The 18,371-nt window shown below is 74.0% G+C and carries 20 protein-coding genes; 9 read left to right on the forward strand and 11 right to left on the reverse strand.

Features of this window, described 5'->3' with window-relative positions:
- Window positions 1-64 precede the first annotated feature (64 nt).
- On the forward strand, window positions 65-553 hold the full coding sequence (locus ACIQ9P_RS31650; RefSeq protein WP_402363840.1) for a GNAT family N-acetyltransferase: 489 nt from the start codon (window positions 65-67) through the stop codon (window positions 551-553).
- 372 nt (window positions 554-925) lie between these two features.
- Here the strand turns inward: ACIQ9P_RS31650 and ACIQ9P_RS31655 are convergent, their stop codons facing one another.
- Window positions 926-1,237, reverse strand: a complete 312-nt coding sequence (locus ACIQ9P_RS31655) for a hypothetical protein (protein WP_402363843.1) — start codon at window positions 1,235-1,237, stop codon at window positions 926-928.
- 4 nt (window positions 1,238-1,241) lie between these two features.
- A complete protein-coding gene (locus ACIQ9P_RS31660; protein ID WP_402363846.1) occupies window positions 1,242-1,406 on the reverse strand; it encodes a hypothetical protein in 165 nt (54 codons plus the stop codon).
- 387 nt (window positions 1,407-1,793) lie between these two features.
- Here ACIQ9P_RS31660 and ACIQ9P_RS31665 point away from each other — a divergent pair, with 387 nt between their 5' ends.
- The 3 genes from ACIQ9P_RS31665 to ACIQ9P_RS31675 all read left to right on the forward strand — a co-directional run bounded on the left by ACIQ9P_RS31665 (window position 1,794) and on the right by ACIQ9P_RS31675 (window position 4,673).
- Window positions 1,794-2,813: a LuxR C-terminal-related transcriptional regulator gene (locus tag ACIQ9P_RS31665; RefSeq protein WP_402363849.1), complete on the forward strand. Its 1,020-nt coding sequence runs from the start codon at window positions 1,794-1,796 to the stop codon at window positions 2,811-2,813.
- 484 nt (window positions 2,814-3,297) lie between these two features.
- Window positions 3,298-3,645, forward strand: coding sequence for a GntR family transcriptional regulator (locus tag ACIQ9P_RS31670; protein ID WP_402363852.1), 348 nt, complete (start codon window positions 3,298-3,300; stop codon window positions 3,643-3,645).
- The gene (locus tag ACIQ9P_RS31675) at window positions 3,642-4,673 is read left to right on the forward strand and encodes a DUF1648 domain-containing protein (protein WP_402363855.1); all 1,032 of its coding nucleotides are present in this window, start codon (window positions 3,642-3,644) and stop codon (window positions 4,671-4,673) included. The genes ACIQ9P_RS31670 and ACIQ9P_RS31675 overlap by 4 nt, the downstream gene beginning before the upstream one ends.
- Before the next feature lie 92 nt (window positions 4,674-4,765).
- Here ACIQ9P_RS31675 and ACIQ9P_RS31680 read toward each other — a convergent pair whose 3' ends face one another.
- A complete protein-coding gene (locus ACIQ9P_RS31680; RefSeq protein WP_402363858.1) occupies window positions 4,766-5,647 on the reverse strand; it encodes a LysR family substrate-binding domain-containing protein in 882 nt (293 codons plus the stop codon).
- A 58-nt stretch (window positions 5,648-5,705) separates the two neighbouring features.
- Here ACIQ9P_RS31680 and ACIQ9P_RS31685 point away from each other — a divergent pair, with 58 nt between their 5' ends.
- Both ACIQ9P_RS31685 and ACIQ9P_RS31690 read left to right on the forward strand, forming a co-directional pair.
- Entirely contained in the window at window positions 5,706-6,140 is a 435-nt protein-coding gene (locus ACIQ9P_RS31685) for a DUF5997 family protein (protein WP_402363861.1), read from the forward strand.
- Window positions 6,141-6,560: 420 nt separating this feature from the next.
- Entirely contained in the window at window positions 6,561-7,187 is a 627-nt protein-coding gene (locus ACIQ9P_RS31690) for a transglycosylase family protein (RefSeq protein WP_402363864.1), read from the forward strand.
- A gap of 106 nt (window positions 7,188-7,293) precedes the next feature.
- Here ACIQ9P_RS31690 and ACIQ9P_RS31695 read toward each other — a convergent pair whose 3' ends face one another.
- The 3 genes from ACIQ9P_RS31695 to ACIQ9P_RS31705 form a co-directional block, all read right to left on the reverse strand.
- Window positions 7,294-7,710 (reverse strand): cupin domain-containing protein, encoded by a 417-nt coding sequence (locus ACIQ9P_RS31695; protein WP_402363867.1) that lies wholly within the window; start codon window positions 7,708-7,710, stop codon window positions 7,294-7,296.
- Between the two features lie 337 nt (window positions 7,711-8,047).
- Window positions 8,048-8,443, reverse strand: coding sequence for a hypothetical protein (locus tag ACIQ9P_RS31700; RefSeq protein ID WP_402363870.1), 396 nt, complete (start codon window positions 8,441-8,443; stop codon window positions 8,048-8,050).
- Window positions 8,444-8,599: 156 nt separating this feature from the next.
- Complete coding sequence (locus ACIQ9P_RS31705) at window positions 8,600-9,571, reverse strand: MBL fold metallo-hydrolase (protein ID WP_402363873.1); 972 nt, start codon at window positions 9,569-9,571, stop codon at window positions 8,600-8,602.
- Between the two features lie 287 nt (window positions 9,572-9,858).
- On the opposite strand from ACIQ9P_RS31705, the gene ACIQ9P_RS31710 reads away from it, so the two are divergent.
- The 3 genes from ACIQ9P_RS31710 to ACIQ9P_RS31720 all read left to right on the forward strand — a co-directional run bounded on the left by ACIQ9P_RS31710 (window position 9,859) and on the right by ACIQ9P_RS31720 (window position 12,456).
- Entirely contained in the window at window positions 9,859-10,647 is a 789-nt protein-coding gene (locus ACIQ9P_RS31710) for a hypothetical protein (protein ID WP_402363876.1), read from the forward strand.
- Between the two features lie 90 nt (window positions 10,648-10,737).
- Window positions 10,738-11,589: a helix-turn-helix domain-containing protein gene (locus ACIQ9P_RS31715; protein ID WP_402363879.1), complete on the forward strand. Its 852-nt coding sequence runs from the start codon at window positions 10,738-10,740 to the stop codon at window positions 11,587-11,589.
- A 9-nt stretch (window positions 11,590-11,598) separates the two neighbouring features.
- Window positions 11,599-12,456, forward strand: coding sequence for a GNAT family N-acetyltransferase (locus ACIQ9P_RS31720; RefSeq protein ID WP_402363882.1), 858 nt, complete (start codon window positions 11,599-11,601; stop codon window positions 12,454-12,456).
- Between the two features lie 282 nt (window positions 12,457-12,738).
- Here the strand turns inward: ACIQ9P_RS31720 and ACIQ9P_RS31725 are convergent, their stop codons facing one another.
- The 5 genes from ACIQ9P_RS31725 to ACIQ9P_RS31745 form a co-directional block, all read right to left on the reverse strand.
- On the reverse strand, window positions 12,739-12,888 hold the full coding sequence (locus ACIQ9P_RS31725; RefSeq protein ID WP_402363885.1) for a hypothetical protein: 150 nt from the start codon (window positions 12,886-12,888) through the stop codon (window positions 12,739-12,741).
- Between the two features lie 333 nt (window positions 12,889-13,221).
- Entirely contained in the window at window positions 13,222-13,872 is a 651-nt protein-coding gene (locus ACIQ9P_RS31730) for a hypothetical protein (RefSeq protein WP_402363888.1), read from the reverse strand.
- Between the two features lie 213 nt (window positions 13,873-14,085).
- Window positions 14,086-15,450: a M64 family metallopeptidase gene (locus tag ACIQ9P_RS31735; protein ID WP_402363891.1), complete on the reverse strand. Its 1,365-nt coding sequence runs from the start codon at window positions 15,448-15,450 to the stop codon at window positions 14,086-14,088.
- Between the two features lie 160 nt (window positions 15,451-15,610).
- Window positions 15,611-17,512 (reverse strand): amino acid transporter, encoded by a 1,902-nt coding sequence (locus tag ACIQ9P_RS31740; protein WP_402363913.1) that lies wholly within the window; start codon window positions 17,510-17,512, stop codon window positions 15,611-15,613.
- A 394-nt stretch (window positions 17,513-17,906) separates the two neighbouring features.
- On the reverse strand, window positions 17,907-18,371 hold a 465-nt coding region (locus tag ACIQ9P_RS31745), incomplete at its 5' end, for an HAD-IC family P-type ATPase (protein WP_402363895.1).

Consider the following 18,371-nt stretch of genomic DNA (forward strand, 5'->3'; position numbering starts at 1 on the left):
GGACCGGCTTGCTGGAATGGGAGGTGACCACTGTCGGGGCAGCAGGAGTCATGGGGAGGCGGCGATGACCGAGATCAGGCTCCACCTGTCGGTGCGCGACCTCACCGACGCGGACGTGCCGTCGTGCGGCTGGGCCGGCTCGGCCAAACACGTACGCGAGCTGGTCCACCAGATCCGCCGCGCCGAGGCCGGAGAGATCGACTACCTGGCTGTCTGCACGCCGACCGGGCTCCCGGTGGCGGTCGGCGGGGTCGACTACACGGTCAAGCCCGCCGCCGGCACGCTCTGGCAGCTCGGCGTCCACCCGGCCCTGCGGTCCTGCGGGATCGGCACGCTGCTGATCCGCTCAGCCGAGCAGCGGATCGTCGACAGGGGCCTGGCCCGGGCCGAACTCGGCGTCGAGGCGAACAACCCACGTGCCTGCTCCCTCTACGAGCGCCTGGGCTACCGGGCCTTCGGCAGCGAACTCGCCTCCTGGGACGTGGAGGACGAGGACGGCTCACTCCGGCGACACGAGACACTGTGCACGCTGATGCGCAAGGAACTTCCGTAACGCTGGATTTCGCCCTGCTCGTCGCCGCTCGACCACAGCCCCCGAGCCACGTGACCGTCACGAGCACAGCCCGTACGGGTAGATCGACGGACTTCCCGAACGAGGTGAGTCCCGGAGAACGGGCTCCCCACCCGACACCCCGGGGTCAGCTGCCCCGAGAAGTCCCGGCCCGCGGCATGCATTGCGCAACACCGTCCGTGGTGCCGGCAGAGCGGCGCCCTGGGACGTTCCCCTCGGGAGCCGGAGGACGCTGCCTGAACCTGCGTGAGGTGGTTACACCATGCCGAGCAACCACCGCTCGACGGGCTGTGCCATATCCGTCCCGCCATCGGTGCCGATACAGAGCTTCCCGTCGGCGCCGGGCGCGGTGTGTCAGTGACCGGAGGCGCTCGGCGCGGGAGCCGGTGGGAGGTAGCGCAGCGTCAGTACGGGGGAATTGCGATGACTGCGGGCGACCAGGGCTGCGGCGCGATCAGTGGTGTCCGGGGCGACGGGGCCCTCGGGCGGGAGAAGGAGGAGCAGCAGGTCGAGGCGGCCGCGTCCGGTGCGGGCACTGGCGTGTTCCAGACCGTCCTCGGGCACGGTGTGGGCCCACAGGTTGTCGAGGGCCTCAGCGGCCTCGGTCGCCGGGCCCGGGGTGGTTCCGGGGCAGTGGTTCAGGCTCGTGCGGACGACGTCCACCACCGACTCAGCCCCACTGGAACTCGTCGGGGTCCACCGACGCGGAGGAGGTGGCGGTCGCCGGGGCGACGGGGGCCGGGTCGGCAAGGTCGGCGGCGGCCGTGGGCAGCAGGGTGACAGCGAGGGTCGCGGCAACCGCGGCGGCGACTGCGGCTACTCCGGCAACGGGCAAACGGGCAAACGGGCAAACGGGCAAACGGGCTAACGGATCATGGTCGTTGTCCTTCACGGGGTCGTGGGAGATTGCCTGGACCGGTTCGGCACCCCGCGGTGACGCTCGGTCCGTTCGCCGGGCCGAGGGCCCCGGTGGCGATGCCGCAAGCTTCGCGGCCCGGCGGTGCCGCCGACGGGGCTTCGGAGTGTCGCCGAGGCGCCCTGGCGGGATCCCGACAGGAGGCCGGAGCCGGGACGGTCCCTTCCGGCCCGATTCGTACCGGGGCAGAACATCGCATCAGCCTCACCCCCAACCTTGCGGACAGGCCACTCAATTGCCTCACCTGCAACGAAATGGCACATAGTGGATCTTGAAGAGAGATTGCGCGGGCTGCCATCATGTGCCGTGGATGCCGAAGCGCAACGCGTCTTCACGGGGGGCAAGACCACGATGCTCGAAGCACTGGGGCTGTCCGGCGCCGCCGCAGCCGTCTACCAAGCCATGCTCGACCGGCCCGGCGACGGAGTCGTCGCACTTGCCGCCGACCTGGAACTCACCGCCGGCCAGGTGCACGACTGCCTGGACGAACTCGCCGCCCTGCTCCTGGTGCGCGCCTCCAGTGAACACCCCGGGCAAATGCGCGCGATCAGTCCCGAGGTCGGCCTCGCGGACCTGCTGACCCGCCAGGAGGCCGAACTGGCCGCCCGCCAGGCCCAGCTCGCCGCCTCCCGGGCCTCCGTGACCCGACTGGTTGCCGACCGCGCCGAGACCCGGGCCGCCCACGGCGAACGCCTGTTGGGCATGGACGCCATCCAGGCCCGACTGGAGGAGCTGGGCCGCCGGGCACGGTCCGAATGCCTCGGGGTCCACCCCGGCACCGGACACCGACCCGAGGATCTGGAAGCCGCACGGGCCACCAACGCCGGGGCCCTGGCCCGCGGCATCGTGATCAAGAGCCTCTACCAGGACGCCGTCCGCAACGTCCCGCACACCGTCGCCCACGCCAACTGGGTACTCGACCACGGCGGCGAGATCCGCACCGCGCCGATCATCCCGCAGCGCCTGGTCATCGTCGACCGCACCCAGGCCCTCGTCCCGATCGACCCCGCGGACACCAGGAAAGGCGCGCTGCACGTCACCGAGCCGGGCCTGATGGAAGCGTTGTGCGAACTGTTCGACCACGCCTGGGCCACTGCCGTCCCACTCGGCGCGGTCCGCGCCGAAGACACCAGCACCGGCCTGAGCGGCACCGAACGCGAACTGCTGCGCCTGCTCGGCTCCGGCCTCACCGACGACACCGCCGGCCAGCGTCTCGGTGTCTCCTCCCGCACCGTCAACCGCCTGATGGCCTCGATCATGGAACGCCTGGGCGCCAGCAGTCGCTTCGAGGCCGGTATCAAGGCCGCCCACAGAGGCTGGCTCTGACGCCGCCGTCCGAGCGACTCCCGCACCCGCCGCCATTCCCCCGCACCGAAGTGCGGACGGGTACTGCCAGCGCCGACAGCACTGGCAGCACTGACGATATCTGACGATCCGCCACCCGACTGACCCGAACGCCGTCCCCGCTCCGGGCCGTCCGGGCCTCCCGGCGCGCCCGGGCCGTGCAGAACACGGGCACCGTCCAGGCGATCGCCCCCGGACCGTACCGGGGACATCACACAGGCACAGCCGTGAAACCCTCGCCGGCTTCAGCACGCCCGGACACGGCGGCGGCGACCTCCGCAAGCGCAGCACGACGGCGCGCCTGCCCAACACTCCCAACCAACGCCCCATCGCCCCACCGGCCCCCAGACCTCAGGCCCCCTCGAACGAAGGCGCCCGTTCGAGTCCGGCAGGCACCCCGGAACACCCCCCGGGCGCAACGGCAGGACTGGCACCATTCGAGGATGGTGCTACTCTCACTAGCACCATGTTGCTGAAGCTTGAGGCCGGAGACACCCGGCCGTTGCACGAGCAGGTTGCGGGAGCGATCCGGCGGGCCGCCGGTGAGGGTGAGTGCGTGCCCGGGGAGCGGTTGCCACCGGCGCGGGAGTTGGCACTCGCCCTCGGGGTGAACGCGAACACGGTCCTGCGGGCGCTTCGCGTGCTGCGGGACGAAGGAGTACTGGAGTTCCGCCGAGGGCGCGGCATCACCGTCGCGGTGGGTGCCGACCGACGTGCCGAACTCCTGGAGGCGGCGCGTCGGCTGGTCGCCGAGGCGGCGCACGCGGGCTTCAGCAGGGAAGAGCTCATCGAGATGATCAGGGGGCTGGAGTGAGCGGCGGTTCGCAGGAGAACGGGCGTGACGGCGGGCAGGGCGAGGTCCGCAAGGGCACGGCGGCCCGGACGGTCGGGTTGCTCGTGTCCGGGGCACTCGCCCTCGGGGTGTTCGCGCTGCTGCTCGGGCTGCCGTGGGTGGCGCACGGCCGGCTGCCGGAGCCGGTGGCCACGCACTGGAGCGGGACGCGGCCGGACGGTTCGATGTCGTTGACGGCCGCGGCGGTGTTCCCCGCCGCGGTGTGGGTGACCTCGCTCGGGGCGGCGGCCGTCGCCCGGTGGCGCGGCGGGTTGCAGGCGAAGAGCTGGTCGGCGGCCGGGCTCGGCTTCGGAGGCGCGCTGCTGACGGGCGCGCAGGCGTCGATCGTCTCGGCCAACCTGGACCGCCCGTCCTGGCAGGAGGCCCGACCGCTGGGCGCCGAGGTCCTGCTGGTCCTGGTGGCGGCGGTCGCGGCCGGCGCGCTGGCCTGGTGGCTCACCCGACCGCAGGGGCCGGGGCCGCTCGCCACGGCGCCCGCGGACGGCCCCCGCCTCGACCTGCCGGACGGACAGCGCGCCGTCTGGCTCTCCCGGGCGGTCAATCCCTGGCTGGGGCTGTTGGCCGCGGTGTCCGGGCTGGGCGCGGCGGGGGCGGCGCTGGCCGGGTTCGCCGGGCTGGGCGGGGCGGCCTGGGCGACGGCCGGGCCGCTGGCGGTGGTCGCACTGGCGGGGCTCGGCTGCTCGTCGGTGCAGGCGCGGGTGACCGAGCGCGGCCTGGACGTGGCGTTCGGCCCGCTGGGTAGGCCGTCCCGGCACTGGGATCCGGAGCAGATCGTCTCGGCCCGGGCCGAGACCCGTACCCCGGGCCAGGTGGGCGGCTGGGGCTACCGGCTGAGCGGCCGGGGCACCACGGTCATGCTGCGCGGCGGCGAGTGCCTCGTGATCCGGCCCCGGCAGGGCCCGGAGTTCGCGGTCAGCGTGGACGACGCCGAACGCGGCGCCGCCCTGCTGAACACCCTCACATCACCTCGGAGCCCGCGGAGCGCCTGACCGGCCGAGGCCCCAGGACCGACCGAGGACCCGAGACGGGCCCAGGAACGCGCCCGCGGACCGCCCCGGCGCCCCGGCGGCCCGCCCGGACGTCAGCTGCGACGCTTCGGCCGGCCGCGCCGGGCGGCCGCCGCACCGCCACCGGACGAGGAGCCGGAGCCACCCCGGGCGCGCCCGCCCCCGGCGGTGGCACGGCCTCCGGCAGCCGGCTTGCCCGAGCCCTTGGCGGCACCACCCCTACCCGTGCCACTACCCGCAGCACCCCTGGCGGCACCACCCTTGCCCGCGGCGCCCTTCGCGCCGCCTGCACGCCCCGGGGCGGACTTCCCCGCCGACGCCTCGGCCGGCGTCGCGGCCGTCTGCCCCCGGCCGCGCGAGCTGTTGACCGTACGGCCCCGGACGATGCCGATGAACTCCTCCACCAGGTCGGTGGTCTGCTCCTCCGGCCAGGACAGCGCGATCCGGGACTGCGGGGCGTCCGCCATCGTCCGGTACGTGAGGTCGCGCCGGTGGTGCAGCCGGGCCAGCGACTGCGGGACGAGCAGCACCCCGACCCCGGCCGCGACCAGCTCGATCGCGTCCGCCGTGGTCGCCGGTCGCTCGATGGCGGGCCGCCCGGGCAGCTGCTCCCATTCGAGGGTGTCGTCGAGCGGGTGGAAGACCACGTCGTCGGCGAGATCGCCGAGGGTGACCTCCTCGGCCGCCGCCAGCCAGTGGTCCTTCGGGAACACCACCACCGTCGTCTCGGTGTACAACGGGATCGCGCTCAGGCCGGTCCGGTCGACCGGCAGCCGCAGCAGCCCGGCGTCGGCGTCGCCCGCGCGCAGCGTCGGCTCCCCGTCGGCGGCTTCCACCGCGACCAGGGCGAGCGGAACGTCCGGGAGCCGCTCCGACCAGACCCGCGCCCACTTGCCGGGGGTCACGCCCGGGACGTAGGCCAGCCGGAACGAGGGTGTCACCTGCATCTCTGTCACCCGACCAAGGCTACCGACCGTGACAGCGGGCGTCGGCCGCTCGCTTACCCTGGTGACCATGACATCGCTCAAGCAGAAGACCACGCAGACCATGAAGCCGGCGACGGCGGCGAAGAAGCTCGGGGTCTACCTCGGCGCCACCCCTGCCGACTTCCAGTCGGGCGTGATCTCCCGCGAGGAGCTCACCGCCCTGCAGACCGAGCCGCCGCAGTGGCTCCAGGAGCTTCGCCGCAACGGCCCGCACCCGCGTTCCGTGGTGGCCACCCGACTCGGCGTCTCGGCGTCCGGCCTGGCCCGCGGCGGCATCACGGAGGCGCTCACCACCGACCAGATCGAGGCGCTGCGCGAGGAGAACCCGGAGTGGCTCCGGCGCGAGCGGACGATCCAGGAGGAGGTCCGCCGGGAGTCCGTGCGGGTCAAGGAGAAGCACGAGAAGGAGGAGAAGCAGCGCCAGCAGGCCGCCGCCGCGGCCGAGCGCGAGAAGCGCAGCTGACCTGCGGGGCTCCTGCTCCGCTCTGCTCCTCCCCGGCCCCCCGGCGCTCGCGCCGGGGGGCCGTCGTTCGTCCGGGGACGGGTACGCGGGGCCGGCCGATCGGACGTCGGCGACTCGCGCCGGCGCTCGAACAAGAGGTTCTCGAAGCCGGTCGGACCTCCACCCGAATGCCGGACGCCCGTCCGAAAGGGTTCGCACACGTTCGACCCTGTGAGTACCGTCACCGGACCCGACGGGCCGGTCGGACCTCCCGGCGGACCGGCCCGGGCCCGGGACGAGCGCCGGGCGGGTGGCGGTGCGGAGCCGGGCGGGTGACCTGCTCGACGTGTCGGCGGGGATCCGGCCCACCCGGCGTGCGTCGGTGGAAACGCGCCGCTCCTGGGTGGCGCGCGCCCCTGCCCCCGGACCTGAGAGCCGCCGATGCCCCCCATCGCGCACCTGCGCCGCCTGCTCCCCACCGCCGTGTGCACCCTGGCCGCCGTCCTCGCCGCCCCCGTCGCGGCGCACGCCGCGCCACCGGGCCCGGGAACCGGAGCGGGCATCGATCGGGGGACCGTGATCGACTGGGAGCGGGTCGCCGCCTGCGAGAGCAGCGGGGACTGGCACATCAACACCGGCAACGGCTACTTCGGCGGCCTCCAGTTCGACGAGCCGACCTGGGAGGAGACCGGCGGCCTCCGCTACGCCCCGCGTGCCGACCTGGCCAGCCGGGACGAGCAGATCGCCGTCGCCAACGCCCTCGCCGAACAACGAGGGCTCACCCCGTGGCCGATCTGCGGCGCCCGGGCCGACCGGGACCGCGAACGCCCGCCGGTCGAGTCGGACGCCGAACCGGCGGCCGCGACCACCCCCGGCGCCCCAGCCGCCCCGCCACCGGCCACCGGTCCCGCCACCTGGACGGTGCGCGACGACGACACCCTCGACAGCATCGCCGAACAGCTCCGGGTCCCCGGCGGCTGGCAGGCACTGTACGAGCGGAACCGCGCGGCCCTCGGCGAGGACCCGGACCTCATCCAGCCGGGCCAGGAACTGGCCCTCCCCCTCTGACCGCTCCCTCGGACCGCCCCCTCGGACCGCCCCCTCGGGCCGTCCCCCGTCCGCGACCGGCCGGTGCCCCCACCTCCACGGGGGACACCGGCCGCGTCCGTTCACGTCAGCCCACGGTGGGCGGCCAGGGGCCGTCCTCGGGGCGGGCCTCGGTGGTGGAGCCGTCCGGCCAGGGAGGCATGGTGACCGCGACGATGCGCAGCGGGCCGGGGCTGTCCGGATCGGCACGGAACTGGAAGGCCGTCCCCAGCGGCACCGAGACGGACGTGCCCTCCCGCAGGACGTCCACGGACTCCCGGCCGGACTGCCGCCGCCAGATCCGACCCCGGCCGGACGTGACGCACCAGAGCTCCTGCACGGTCGCATGCGAGACGGCGTGACTGACGGCGCCGGGCGGGAGTTCGAAGACGGCCTGACTGCCGAGGCCGTCGAGACTCAGCAAGGGCCGGACGGTGGCACCGTCCGGAGCGACGACGACCGGGGCGTTCTCCGCCTCGGTGGTGCGGAACGGCTGCTCGTCCATGCGATCCCGGCCCCTTTCGGTTCGGGCATCCCCATGCGCCCACTCGCCGATGGGACCACGCCCCGAACCGTCCCGCCAGACCGCCACGCCCCACCGGGCACCGGGCACCGGGCACCGGGCCTCACGCCTCGGCCGGGTCCGGCTCGGGGCCGGAGCCAAAGCCGGACCCGGACCCGAGGCCGAGGCCGAGGCCGAAGCCGGGGCCGGGGCCGAAGCCGGGGCCGAAGCCGGGGCCGGGGCCGAAGCCGGGGCCGGGGCCGGGGCCGGGGCCAGGGCCGAAGCCGGGGCCGGGGCCAGGGCCGAAGCGAGGGTCGGGCCTACGGTCGCCGCCCGATGACTACGCCTGGGGAGGCCGCACCCACGGGGCCAGGCGCTCGCCCGGCGCCCGATCTCCGCGCCAGTACCGGAGGACGGTCCCCCGGACGATGTCGAGCCCACCGGCCGCGATCAGCCCCGACGCGGGCTCCGGACCGCCCGCGTCGGCCTCGAACGCGACCACCAGCTCGGGTGCCTCCCCGGTCTGCCGGCGAACGGTCCGCATCTCCTCCGGTGTCGGCTCACGGAAGGCCGGATCCTGGAAGGCCGCCGGACACGAGACGAAGAGCGGGTCGCTGAAGACCAGCTCCGGACCGTGGTGGTACGACAGGTCGGAGCCCGCGCCCAGCCGCAATCGGCCGGCGTTCCATTCGACGACGTCCCAGTCCCACCACGACCCCGCGGGCACTTGGATCACGAACCCACCCCCACGTCGACGATCAGGCAGATCGATGATCAGCAGGCTACCCCGGGGCCGGGGTGAACTCTGGTGGAGAGCCGCCCGATCGGCGACGGATGCGGTGGCGCCACGGTGTTCGGCGCGACGGGCCAGGGTCGCCGTGACCGCCGCCTCTCAGTGCGAGGACGGGTGACCGTCCGGGGTCCAGGGGCGGACGAAGGGGCGGTTGAGGTGGGCGGTGCCGAGCAGTGCGCCGGTGCGGCGGGCCTCGCCGAGGAGTTGCTCGCGACTGCGGCGGGCCGTCTCCGGGTCGGCCTCGAAGAGGTAGCTCACGCCGGGGGTGGCCAGTTGGACGGCGTGGACCAGCACGTCGCCGGTGACCAGCAGTCGGTCCCCGCCACCGTCGACCAGGACCGACTGGTGTCCGGGCGTGTGCCCGGGTGTCGGCAGCAGGGTGATCGCGCCTCCTCCGGGGCGGGCCCGCCCGGCGAGGACCGTGCGGCCGTCGACCTCGTGCAACCGGCCTGCGCGCAGCAGCGGTTCGACGACGTAGGTGCGGGCCGTCCGGGTCGGTCCGAGCGCCGCGAGCTCGGCGTGCTGCACCACGTAGCGGGCGTTCGGGAAGACGGGTACGCCCTCAGGGGTGACCGACCAGCCGTAGTGGTCCTCGTGGAGATGGGTCAGCACCACGGTCTCGACGTCCGCCGGGGCGATCCCGGCCCGGGCCAGGACGGCGGGCAACCGGCCGGGGACGGGCGCCCAGCCGGAGGCCGGGCTGCCGACCGGACCGATGCCGGTGTCCACCAGGGTGACCCGGCCGCCGGGGCGGCGGACGGCGTAGCAGCGGAAGTCGAGTTCCCAGGTGCCGCCCGGCCCGAAGGCGGCCGGGTCGAGGCGGCGGGCGCGTTCCCAGTCGGCGGCCGTCGCCTCCGGGAAGGCGGCCTGGGCGGTGCCGGGGAACGGGCCGTGCGCGTCGAGCAGCGCCAGCACCTCGTACCGGCCGAACCGCCGCACCACGACAGCACCCGCGCCGACAGCGGTACCCACCCCGGTAGCGGCACCGGCGGGTTCGGCGGCAGCGGGTGTCGCCGCGACGAGCGGGCGCAGCGCCATCGCGCCCGCGACGGCCAGCGCGCCGCCCAGCACGCGACGGCGCCCGGGCCGGTCGGGTCCGGCCTCGGCTTCAGCCTCAGCCTCGGAACGCGAACCGGAATCTCCTGAGAATGGGACGACGGGAACGATCGGATCGTTCAACGGGACTCCTCGGACAGAACACGAACCGGGCGGGGGCCGAAGGACCACGCTGGGTCGGCGCCCCGACCCCCGTGCGGGGCGCCGACCGGTCCCACTGTCCCGCCGCGCCCGCTCCGGCGGCTTGTCGTTTCTTGTGCAATTCGTTCGCGCGCGGGCGGGCACCGTGCCAGCATCACCGGATGATCGACAACGAGCCTGGAACGATCGCCGCCCTGGTCGGCGCCCGACTGACCCGGGTGACCGCGTCCCGGCACCCTCGGCAGTCCGCCACCGCACCGCCGTTGTCACACCTGTGGCTCCACCTGGAGGGCCTCGGGCCCGTACTCTTCCGCACCCCCGGCAACGGCCTGTCGTTCCGGGCCGCCGAAGCCGGAACAACCGAGGCAACCGAGGCAACCGAGGCAACCAGGGCATCCGGCACCGCCGACGATCCGCCGGACCTGCCGCTGACGCGCTTCCTCGGACAGTCGATCCGTTCGGTGGCAGCGATCGAGTACCGGGACATCCGGAATGACCCGGACAACCTGGACGGCCCGGACGACCAGAACGACCGGACCGCCTTCACCGCCGGACTCGCCCTCGGTTTCGAGGGCGGACGCGTCCGGCTGCTGGGTCTGGACGGCGCCCTCCTGGTCGTCGGCCCCGGGGAGCACCTGGGCAGCACCGAGGCCCGGCTCCACGAGGACACCACGCTCGTGCGTGTCGTGTGGACCTGTAGCAGCCACCCCTCGCAGTGGGACGCCTGGACGGCCGGCGGCCGCTACCTGTACTTCCACTACCGGCGCGGCGAGGGCAGCGTCGAGCACTTCCCCGGCGGCCCGGATCCGGACACCTGGGACCAGGAGGGCTCCGGCCTGCTCGCCCGCTGGCAGGACGGGAGCCGCGGCGGCGCGATCGGCCTCGCGGAGTTCGTCGCCCTGGCCGGCCTTCGACTCGCGCCGAACGCCGAACTGCTGGACGGCCGGTGACGGACCACCGGTGTCGGGTGTCGGGTAGCGGGTAACGGACGGCCGGTGACCAACCGCGACAGTGGCTCGCCCCGCGAGTAGGGTGCGGGCATGGCGGTCGAACGTGCGTCCCTGTTGAACGGGGACGACCTGAGTGTCGCCGACGTGTCCTGCCAGGACCCGCCGGAGGGGTGGACGGAGGCACGGCCGGCACCGGTGTTCGGGCTGGTGATGGTGCGGCGGGGGATGTTCCGGGGGCGGATCGACGGGGTCGACCAGGTCCTGGACCCGGCCTGTGTGTACGTCGAACGGATCGGCTGCGAGCAGCAGTTCGCGCATCCGTGCGGCGGCGACCTGTACACCGAACTGGTGCTCTCGGAGCGCCGGACGGCCGAACTGCTGGGCGGCGACCCGGAGGTGCCCCCGGGGCTGGTGTTCACCACGCCGCGGATGGCGCTGGCGCACCGGATGCTGGTCGTACGGGCACGCGGCGGGGCGGACTCGTTCGAACTCTCCGAGCGCGCGGTCGCCTTGGCGGGCGAGGTGCTGACGGCGCTGGCGCCGACGAGGGTGGCCAGCGGCCGGCCGGTCCGGGACGCGGCGCGGCGGCGACTGGTGGACGCCGCGCGGGCCGCGCTGGCGGCGGACCTCGGGCTCGGGCTGGAGGAGCTGGGCCGGGCGGTCGGCTGTTCGCCGCACCATCTGAGCCGGATCTTCCGGGCCGGCACCGGGGAGGGGATCGCCAGCTACCGCAACCGGCTGCGGGTCACCCTCGCGCTGGAGCGGCTGACCGAGGGCGAGACCCGACTCGCCCTGCTGGCACAGGAGTTGGGCTTCAGTGACCAGGCCCATCTCACCCGGGTGGTGCACCGCGCGGCCGGACTGCCGCCCGGTCGGCTCCGGACCCTGCTCGGCCCGCGCCCCGCCGGGTCCGGCGGGGTGGCCGCCACGGAGCGCGCGTAGGCTCGACGGGTGTCCTCGACCCCCGCCTCCGCCACCGCCGCACCCACCACGCCCGGCGTACCCACCCCGCCGCTGACCAGCCTGCACGACCGGGCGGCGCTCGCCGGGCGGTTCGGCCGGGACCCGGAACTCCACCTCTTCGAACTCGGCGACCTGGACGAGCCGTTCTGGTCCCACACAGCCTGGTACACGGCATCGGCGGACGGTCCGGTGGCACTGCTGTACTCGGTCGGCGAGGTACCCACCCTGCTCGGCCTCGCCCGGCCCGCGGACGCCGACGGCCTGACCGGGCTGCTGCACGCGATGCGGCCCGTGCTGCCGCGCCGCCTGCTCGCCCACCTCACCGACGGCGGGGCGGACGCCCTCGCACCGGACTACCGTGCCGAACACCGGACGGCGATGCTGCGGATGGCGCTGACCGACCCGGCCTCCCTCGCGCCGCACCTGGGCGGGGCACCGCATGCGGTCGGGCCGGTGGCGCGGCTCGGCACGGCGGACCTCGCGGACCTGCGCGCCCTCTTCACCGCCGGCTACCCGGGCAACTGGTTCGACGAGCGGATGCTGACCACCGGCCCCTACCTCGGGATCCGGGACGCCGGGGGCCGGCTGCTCGCGGCGGCCGGCGTGCACGTCCACTCCGCCGCCCGACGGGTCGCGGTGATCGGGAACGTCACCACCCACCCGGACGCCCGCGGCCGGGGGCTCGCCACGGCCTGCACCGCGCGGCTCTGCGAGGTCCTGGCGGACAGCGCCGACCACATCGGCCTGAATGTCCGGGCCGACCACCCCACCGCCCTCGCCCTCTACCGCCGCCTGGGCTTCACCACCGTCACCGGGTACGAAGAGGCCGTCCTCACAGCTCGCTGACGGCCCGCCGACGGGCAGAGCACCGGCAGGTCGGCGCCCCGCAAGCCCTGCTCCAGGGCTTCGCCAACCGCGGGAGCCACGCTCGCCTGCCCCACGGCGCGAGACGACCCCCGCACCGGGAGCGGGGTGGTGGACGGCAGGCCGTGGAACCATCGACTCACCACGAGCTCCGCAGCCGGATCACAACGAGCGAGTGTCAGGAGTTGTGACGGAGCGCCTGGGCGACGACCGCCGACCAGATCTGCTCGGCCAGGATCTCCGGGGTCAGGGCGCCGTCGACGATCACGTCGCACGCCGCGAGGTCGACGAAGACGTCGAGGCGGAGGCAGGGCCGCTGTGGGTGACCCGGCGGGCGAAGAGGCCCTCGACGATCACGAGGGGCGCGACGGCAAGCGCGGCGTCGGTGTCGACACCGAGGCGCTCGATGTCCACCGAGCGGGGATCCCCGACGTCCAGGCGCGGGATCCCGGCCTCGTCGCCGTGTCCAGACGCCTCGCCCGGGGGTGGTGAAGCAGTAGTCGTCACCGTGCAGCACGCTTGCCGGACCTTCCACCGCGGACGACACGAGCGCGCCGGCCAATGTCGTCCTGCCCGCCCCCGCACCACCGGTCAGCGTCAGCGGCGCGTCTCCCCCTCGTCCCGATCGACAGACCGAGGATCTCACGGCGGAGTCGCGTTCATGCTGCGGCCGCAAGCCCACGGCGGCGAAGGCATCGAGGGAGAACTCGCGAGCGACCACGGCCGACCCCGCCGGCAGGGCCGCGGCTATGCCCGCGGCGTCGCACCGTAGTTGGCGGTCAACTCGGCCGCGTAGGCGTCCGGGACCGCACGGGCGCCGAAGACCTGCGGCAGCCGGAGCGCCAGCACGCCGGCTGCGTCGGCGCACGGCCCGTACCGGGTGCGCCACTGGTGCCTCGCGGTCTCGTCCGGGAAGCCCCGGACCACGGCGACCTCCGGATCCCGCTCGCCCCAGCAGCCCCAACGACCGGAGGGGCCGGTCAGTGCGACAGTCCGCGCCGTGATGGTGATCGACTCCAGGGGTTCCCGGTCCGGGCCGAAGCCGACCTCCGCCCAGTAGTCGTCCGGCGTGACCTCGACGGGCAGCGACAGCGCCGGACAGACGATGCCGCCCGCCTCGACCACGAGCAGGTCGACCTGCCGGTCGCCGTGCAGAGTGGCCAGGGCGGCGAGCGCCGGCCAGGCGTCCGGGGTGAGCAGCAGGTCGAACTCGCAGAACACCGCCTCGTCGGCGAGTTGGCGGAAGACCCGTGCGGGCAACCGGGCGTCGAGGTCGAAGACGGACGCGGCGCGGGCCCGGACGGCGTCCGCGGTGGAGGCCGCGGTGGAGGCCGCGGTGGAGGCCGCGAGGTGACGCTTCGATCCCCGGTCAGATGCGGGGCCGGCGTGATCGGTCACGGGGTGAGAGTACTCACGTGACGATCACCCGGACGCCGGCCCCGACCGACTCCGGGGCCACGTGAGCTTCCTCCGACCGTCCGTCCGGCGCGGGGCAGCGCGGGAACGGTCCACTCCACGCACAGCCGCCCCGTACGGGAAGTCGGGCGGTCCGACTTCCCGTACGGGGGCGATCAAGGAGACGGGCCGTCGAGGCGACTCAGCCGGCCCCGGTCAGCGGGTGACCGGCCAGGAGAGGGTGGCCGTCAGACCCGCGCGGAGGGCGGGGTCGAGGACGGCGGGGGTGGGGTCGGTGGCGGTGGCGGTGAGGGTGTGGACCCGGCCGCGGGGGCCGGGGAGCGGGACGGTGCGGAGGTCGACCGTCTTGCGTCCGCGCAGCTGCGGCAGGGTGCGGCCGTCCAGGGACCAGGTGAGGGTGGTGCCGGTGACCGGGAGGTCGACGGTGAGGCGGTCGGTCCGGGTGAGCGGGGTGCCGGCGGGGGTGGAGCTGGTGAGCGGGACGGCGTGCCGGTAGAACCCGGCGATCATCGCCTCCCGTCCGGGCAGGTTGAACTCCCGTCCGAGCGAACGCATGATCGAGTTGTCGGTGGGCCGGTACAGCCCCTTGGGGTAGTAGCCGCCACCCTCGTAGCCGCCGACCACGCCGCCGTCGGGCGAGGTCCGGCCGATCCAGCGGTACCACTTGGCGTGGTCGCGGGTCAGCCGGTCGGCGGTGTACATGCTGATGTTGGGCTCGGCCGGTTCGCCCTCCTCGGCGGGGTAGACGTCGGAGCCGTCGTAGAAGTACTCGTCCGCGAGCTTGCCGAGCGAGTGGCCGGTCTCGTGCACGGCGATCTGTCCGGCCTTCGGGTTGCCGCCCGCGACGGTGGCGATGCCGTCGTAGCCGAGCGGGGAGGCGACGTTGTAGCCCGCCCCGCCGTACTTGGCGGTGTTGGCGACGACGAGGACGAGGTCGGCCTGCGGGGCCTTGACGGCGTAGGTCTCGACGGCCTTGGTGTCGACGCACAGCAGGCGTTCGATGTCCTCGCACCAGAAGTAGGACCCGAGCGCGGTGTTGCGGACGGTGGCGCGGTCCGGGTCGCCGGTGATGCCGGACTCGGCGGAGACGGTCGAGACGCCCCAGACGTTGAACAGGTTCCGGTAGGCGGCGTAGGGCTCGACGGCGCTGAGCTCCTGCCACTTGGCGGCGGCGTCGGCGCGGAACTTCTCCTGTTCGGCGGCGGTGTAACCGTCGCCGATGACCACGACGTCGACCTTGGCCGCGCTGTCGCCGCTCCGCAGGATCGGGATGACCTCGCCGTCCCCGGCGGCGGGGGCGAGGCCGGGACGGCCTGCGGTCAGGTACGGGGAGGCGGCGGGCGCGGTGACCCGTCCGATCGAGCCGTCCTCGGCGAAGACCTCGACCTGGTGCCGGGATCCGTCGGCGGCCGAGGGCACGGGCACAGGCGCGGACTCGGGCACGGGCACGGGCACAGACTCGGGCACGGGCAGCGGCCCCGCGGCGGCCGCCGGGGCGGCGCCGAGGGCGAGGGCGAGAACGCCGGTCAGAAGGATCGGGCCGAACCTGCGACTGCGCACGGAAGTTGCTCCTCTGCGGGTGGGGTGGGCCGGTGGACCGCCAATGCTATGCACCTGACAACCAATCGGCACACCCCATCGACACGACCCGTCCGCACAGGTCCCACCGGTCCGCGCCGCCCGCCGGACCCCCGTCCCGCCCGGCACCCCTCACCACCCCTCAGCCCACATGCACCCGTGGCCGCCGCGCCCGGTCCGGCTCGGCCTCCCGCAGCACCTCGCGGGTGACCGGCGCGACCTCGCCCTGCCCGAACAGGAAGAACCGCAGGAACTGCGCGAACGGATTGCCCTCCGTCCACTCGAAGTAGATGTGCGGCTGCTGCCCGGTGCGGTCCCGGACGGTGAGCAGCAGCGCCGCCAGCGCGTTGGGCACGCTGGAGCTCTCCAGCGACAGCACCCGGTAGCGGTCGTGCAGCACCTCGCCGTGCACGGTGAGCACCGCCTCGAACTCCGAGGGGTCCTTGACCGTCACCTCGACGAAGACCAGGTCCTCCTCGGTCGGAATGTCGTTGTCCGCGCGGATCTGCCGCTTCTTCTCCTGGTACTCGGCGAGGTCGCGGCGGTCGGGCTCGTTGGCGATCAGGCGCAGCGGCCGGTGGGTGTAGTCGCGCACGAAGCGCTCGGCGGCGTCGTCGAAGACGATGTCGGTGACCCGGAGCTCGAAGGCGCGCTTGAGCCGGGAGAGCAGCGAGACGAGCACGATGGCGGCGATGAAGCAGGCGCCGATCTTCACGCCGTCAGGGCGTTCGGCGATGTTGAGGGCCGTGGTGTAGAGGAAGACGGCCGCGATGATCGCGAACCCGATGGTCCAGCCGGTCTGCCGGGCGGCCCTGGCGGCGATGGTGACGGCGATCGCGGCGGAGCTGATCAGGACCAGGACACCGGTGGCGTAGGCGCCGCCCTGGGCGTCCACGCTGGCGTCGAAGATCCAGGTGACCAGGAAGGCGATCAGGGTCAGCACGATGACCATCGGCCGGACCGCCTTGGCCCAGTGCGGGGCCATGCCGTAACGGGGGAGGTAGCGGGGCAGCAGGTTGAGCATGCCCGCCATGGCGGAGGCGCCCGCGAACCAGAGGATGGCGATGGTGGAGAGGTCGTAGACACTGCCGAAGGCGTTGCCGAGGTACTCGTGCGCCAGGTAGGCGAGCGCGCGTCCGTTGGCCTCGCCGCCCTTCTCGAAGGCTTCCTTCGGGATCAGCAGGGTGGTGATGAAACTGGTGGTGATCAGGAACACGCTCATGATCAGCGCGGCGGTGGTGAGCAGCTTGCGGGCGCCGCGGATCCGTCCGGTCGGCTTCTCCTCGGTGTCCTCGGGGTCGCCCTCGATGTGCGGCATGACGGCGACGCCGGTCTCGAAGCCGGAGAGGCCGAGGGCGAGTTTGGGGAAGGTCACCAGGGCGACGCCGATCATCGCGACGACGTTGCCGTGCTCCGCGGTGAGCGCGTCCGCCCAGTCGGTCACCACTCCGGGGGAGTTGAGGACGTGGTAGAAGCCGGTGACGACGACGACCACGTTGAGCGCGAGGTAGACGCCGACCAGGACGACCGCCAGGCCGATCGCCTCGCTGAAGCCCTTGAGGAAGACACCGCCGAGCAGGGCGACCAGGATCAGGGTGATCAGGACCTGCTTGCCGGTCAGGGCACTGTGCAGGTGCGGGTTCTCGACCAGGTGGGCGGTGGCGTCGGCGGCCGACAGGGTGATGGTGATCATGAAGTCCGTGGCCGCGAAGCCGAGCAGGGCGAGGACGAACAGCTTGCCCTGCCAGAACGACAGCAGGCGTTCCAGCATCGCGATCGAGCCCTCGCCGTGCGGGCTCTCCCGGGCCACCCGGCGGTAGACGGGCAGGGCGCCGCAGAGGGTGACGACGACGAGGACGACGGTCGCCACCGGGGACAGCAGGCCGGCCGCGAGGGCGGCGATGCCGGGTTGGTAGCCGAGGGTGGAGAAGTAGTCGAGGCCGGTCAGGCACATCACCCGCCACCAGGGGCGGGCCTGTTCGGCGGGGGCCTGGGCGTGCGGGCCGGGGTGCTGCTTGGCCCGGTCGGACAGGCCCTCCAGCAGCCAGGCGCGGAAGCGCTGCCCGCGTCCCGGGGAGCCGGCACCGCCCGGTCCGGGGTCCGCCGCACCGCCGAAGGAGCCGCTCGTTCCCGAGGAAGCCACCCTGCACCCCTTGTCCACGTCCGCGGAAGCGTCGACGGAGCCGCCCGCCGCCGCACCACCGAGGGGCCACCGGCGGACCGTCGACGGACCGCCGCCCGGGCGGCGGCAAGGCGCCAGGCTATGCGACCGGGCCGCTGACCTCGGGGAACGCCTCGGTGGTGTCCCCTCATCGGATCAGTGCCCGACGTCCGGAGCCCGGGACGCCCGGCACCGGACGCGCGGCCGGGAGCCCCCGAACCGAGGTGGTTCGGGGGCTCCCGGGCCCATTGCCGGCCACCGGGGAAGGCGCTCGGGCCTAGCGGAAGGTGCGGAGCCGGAGGCTGTTGCCGAGCACGAAGACCGAGGAGAAGGCCATCGCCGCGCCGGCGATCATCGGGTTGAGGAGTCCGGCGGCGGCCAGGGGTATCGCGGCGACGTTGTAGCCGAAGGCCCAGAAGAGGTTGCCCTTGATGGTGGCGAGGGTCCTGCGGGAGAGGCGGATGGCGTCGGCGGCGGAGCGCAGGTCGCCGCGGACCAGGGTGAGGTCGCTCGCCTCGATGGCGGCGTCGGTGCCGGTGCCCATGGCGAGGCCGAGGTCGGCCTGGGCGAGGGCGGCGGCGTCGTTGACGCCGTCGCCGACCATCGCGACGACCCGGCCCTCGCCCTGCAGCCGCTCGACCACCGCCACCTTGTCCTCGGGCAGGACCTCGGCGTGCACGTCCTCGGTGGGGATGCCGATCTCGGCGGCGACGGCTTCGGCGGCGGCGCGGTTGTCGCCGGT

Origin of the sequence: Kitasatospora sp. NPDC094019, from assembly GCF_044764505.1 — a bacterium.
In the GTDB taxonomy this organism is placed as follows: domain Bacteria; phylum Actinomycetota; class Actinomycetes; order Streptomycetales; family Streptomycetaceae; genus Kitasatospora.

Bases quoted from the DNA above. Each gene is read 5' to 3' on its own strand.
- ACIQ9P_RS31650 (WP_402363840.1), top strand. From the start codon at position 65: ATGACCGAGATCAGGCTCCACCTGTCGGTGCGCGACCTCACCGACGCG.
- ACIQ9P_RS31670 (WP_402363852.1), top strand. From the start codon at position 3,298: ATGTTGCTGAAGCTTGAGGCCGGAGACACCCGGCCGTTGCACGAGCAG.
- ACIQ9P_RS31685 (WP_402363861.1), top strand. From the start codon at position 5,706: ATGACATCGCTCAAGCAGAAGACCACGCAGACCATGAAGCCGGCGACG.
- ACIQ9P_RS31690 (WP_402363864.1), top strand. From the start codon at position 6,561: ATGCCCCCCATCGCGCACCTGCGCCGCCTGCTCCCCACCGCCGTGTGC.
- ACIQ9P_RS31695 (WP_402363867.1), bottom strand. From the start codon at position 7,710: ATGGACGAGCAGCCGTTCCGCACCACCGAGGCGGAGAACGCCCCGGTC.
- ACIQ9P_RS31710 (WP_402363876.1), top strand. From the start codon at position 9,859: ATGATCGACAACGAGCCTGGAACGATCGCCGCCCTGGTCGGCGCCCGA.
- ACIQ9P_RS31715 (WP_402363879.1), top strand. From the start codon at position 10,738: ATGGCGGTCGAACGTGCGTCCCTGTTGAACGGGGACGACCTGAGTGTC.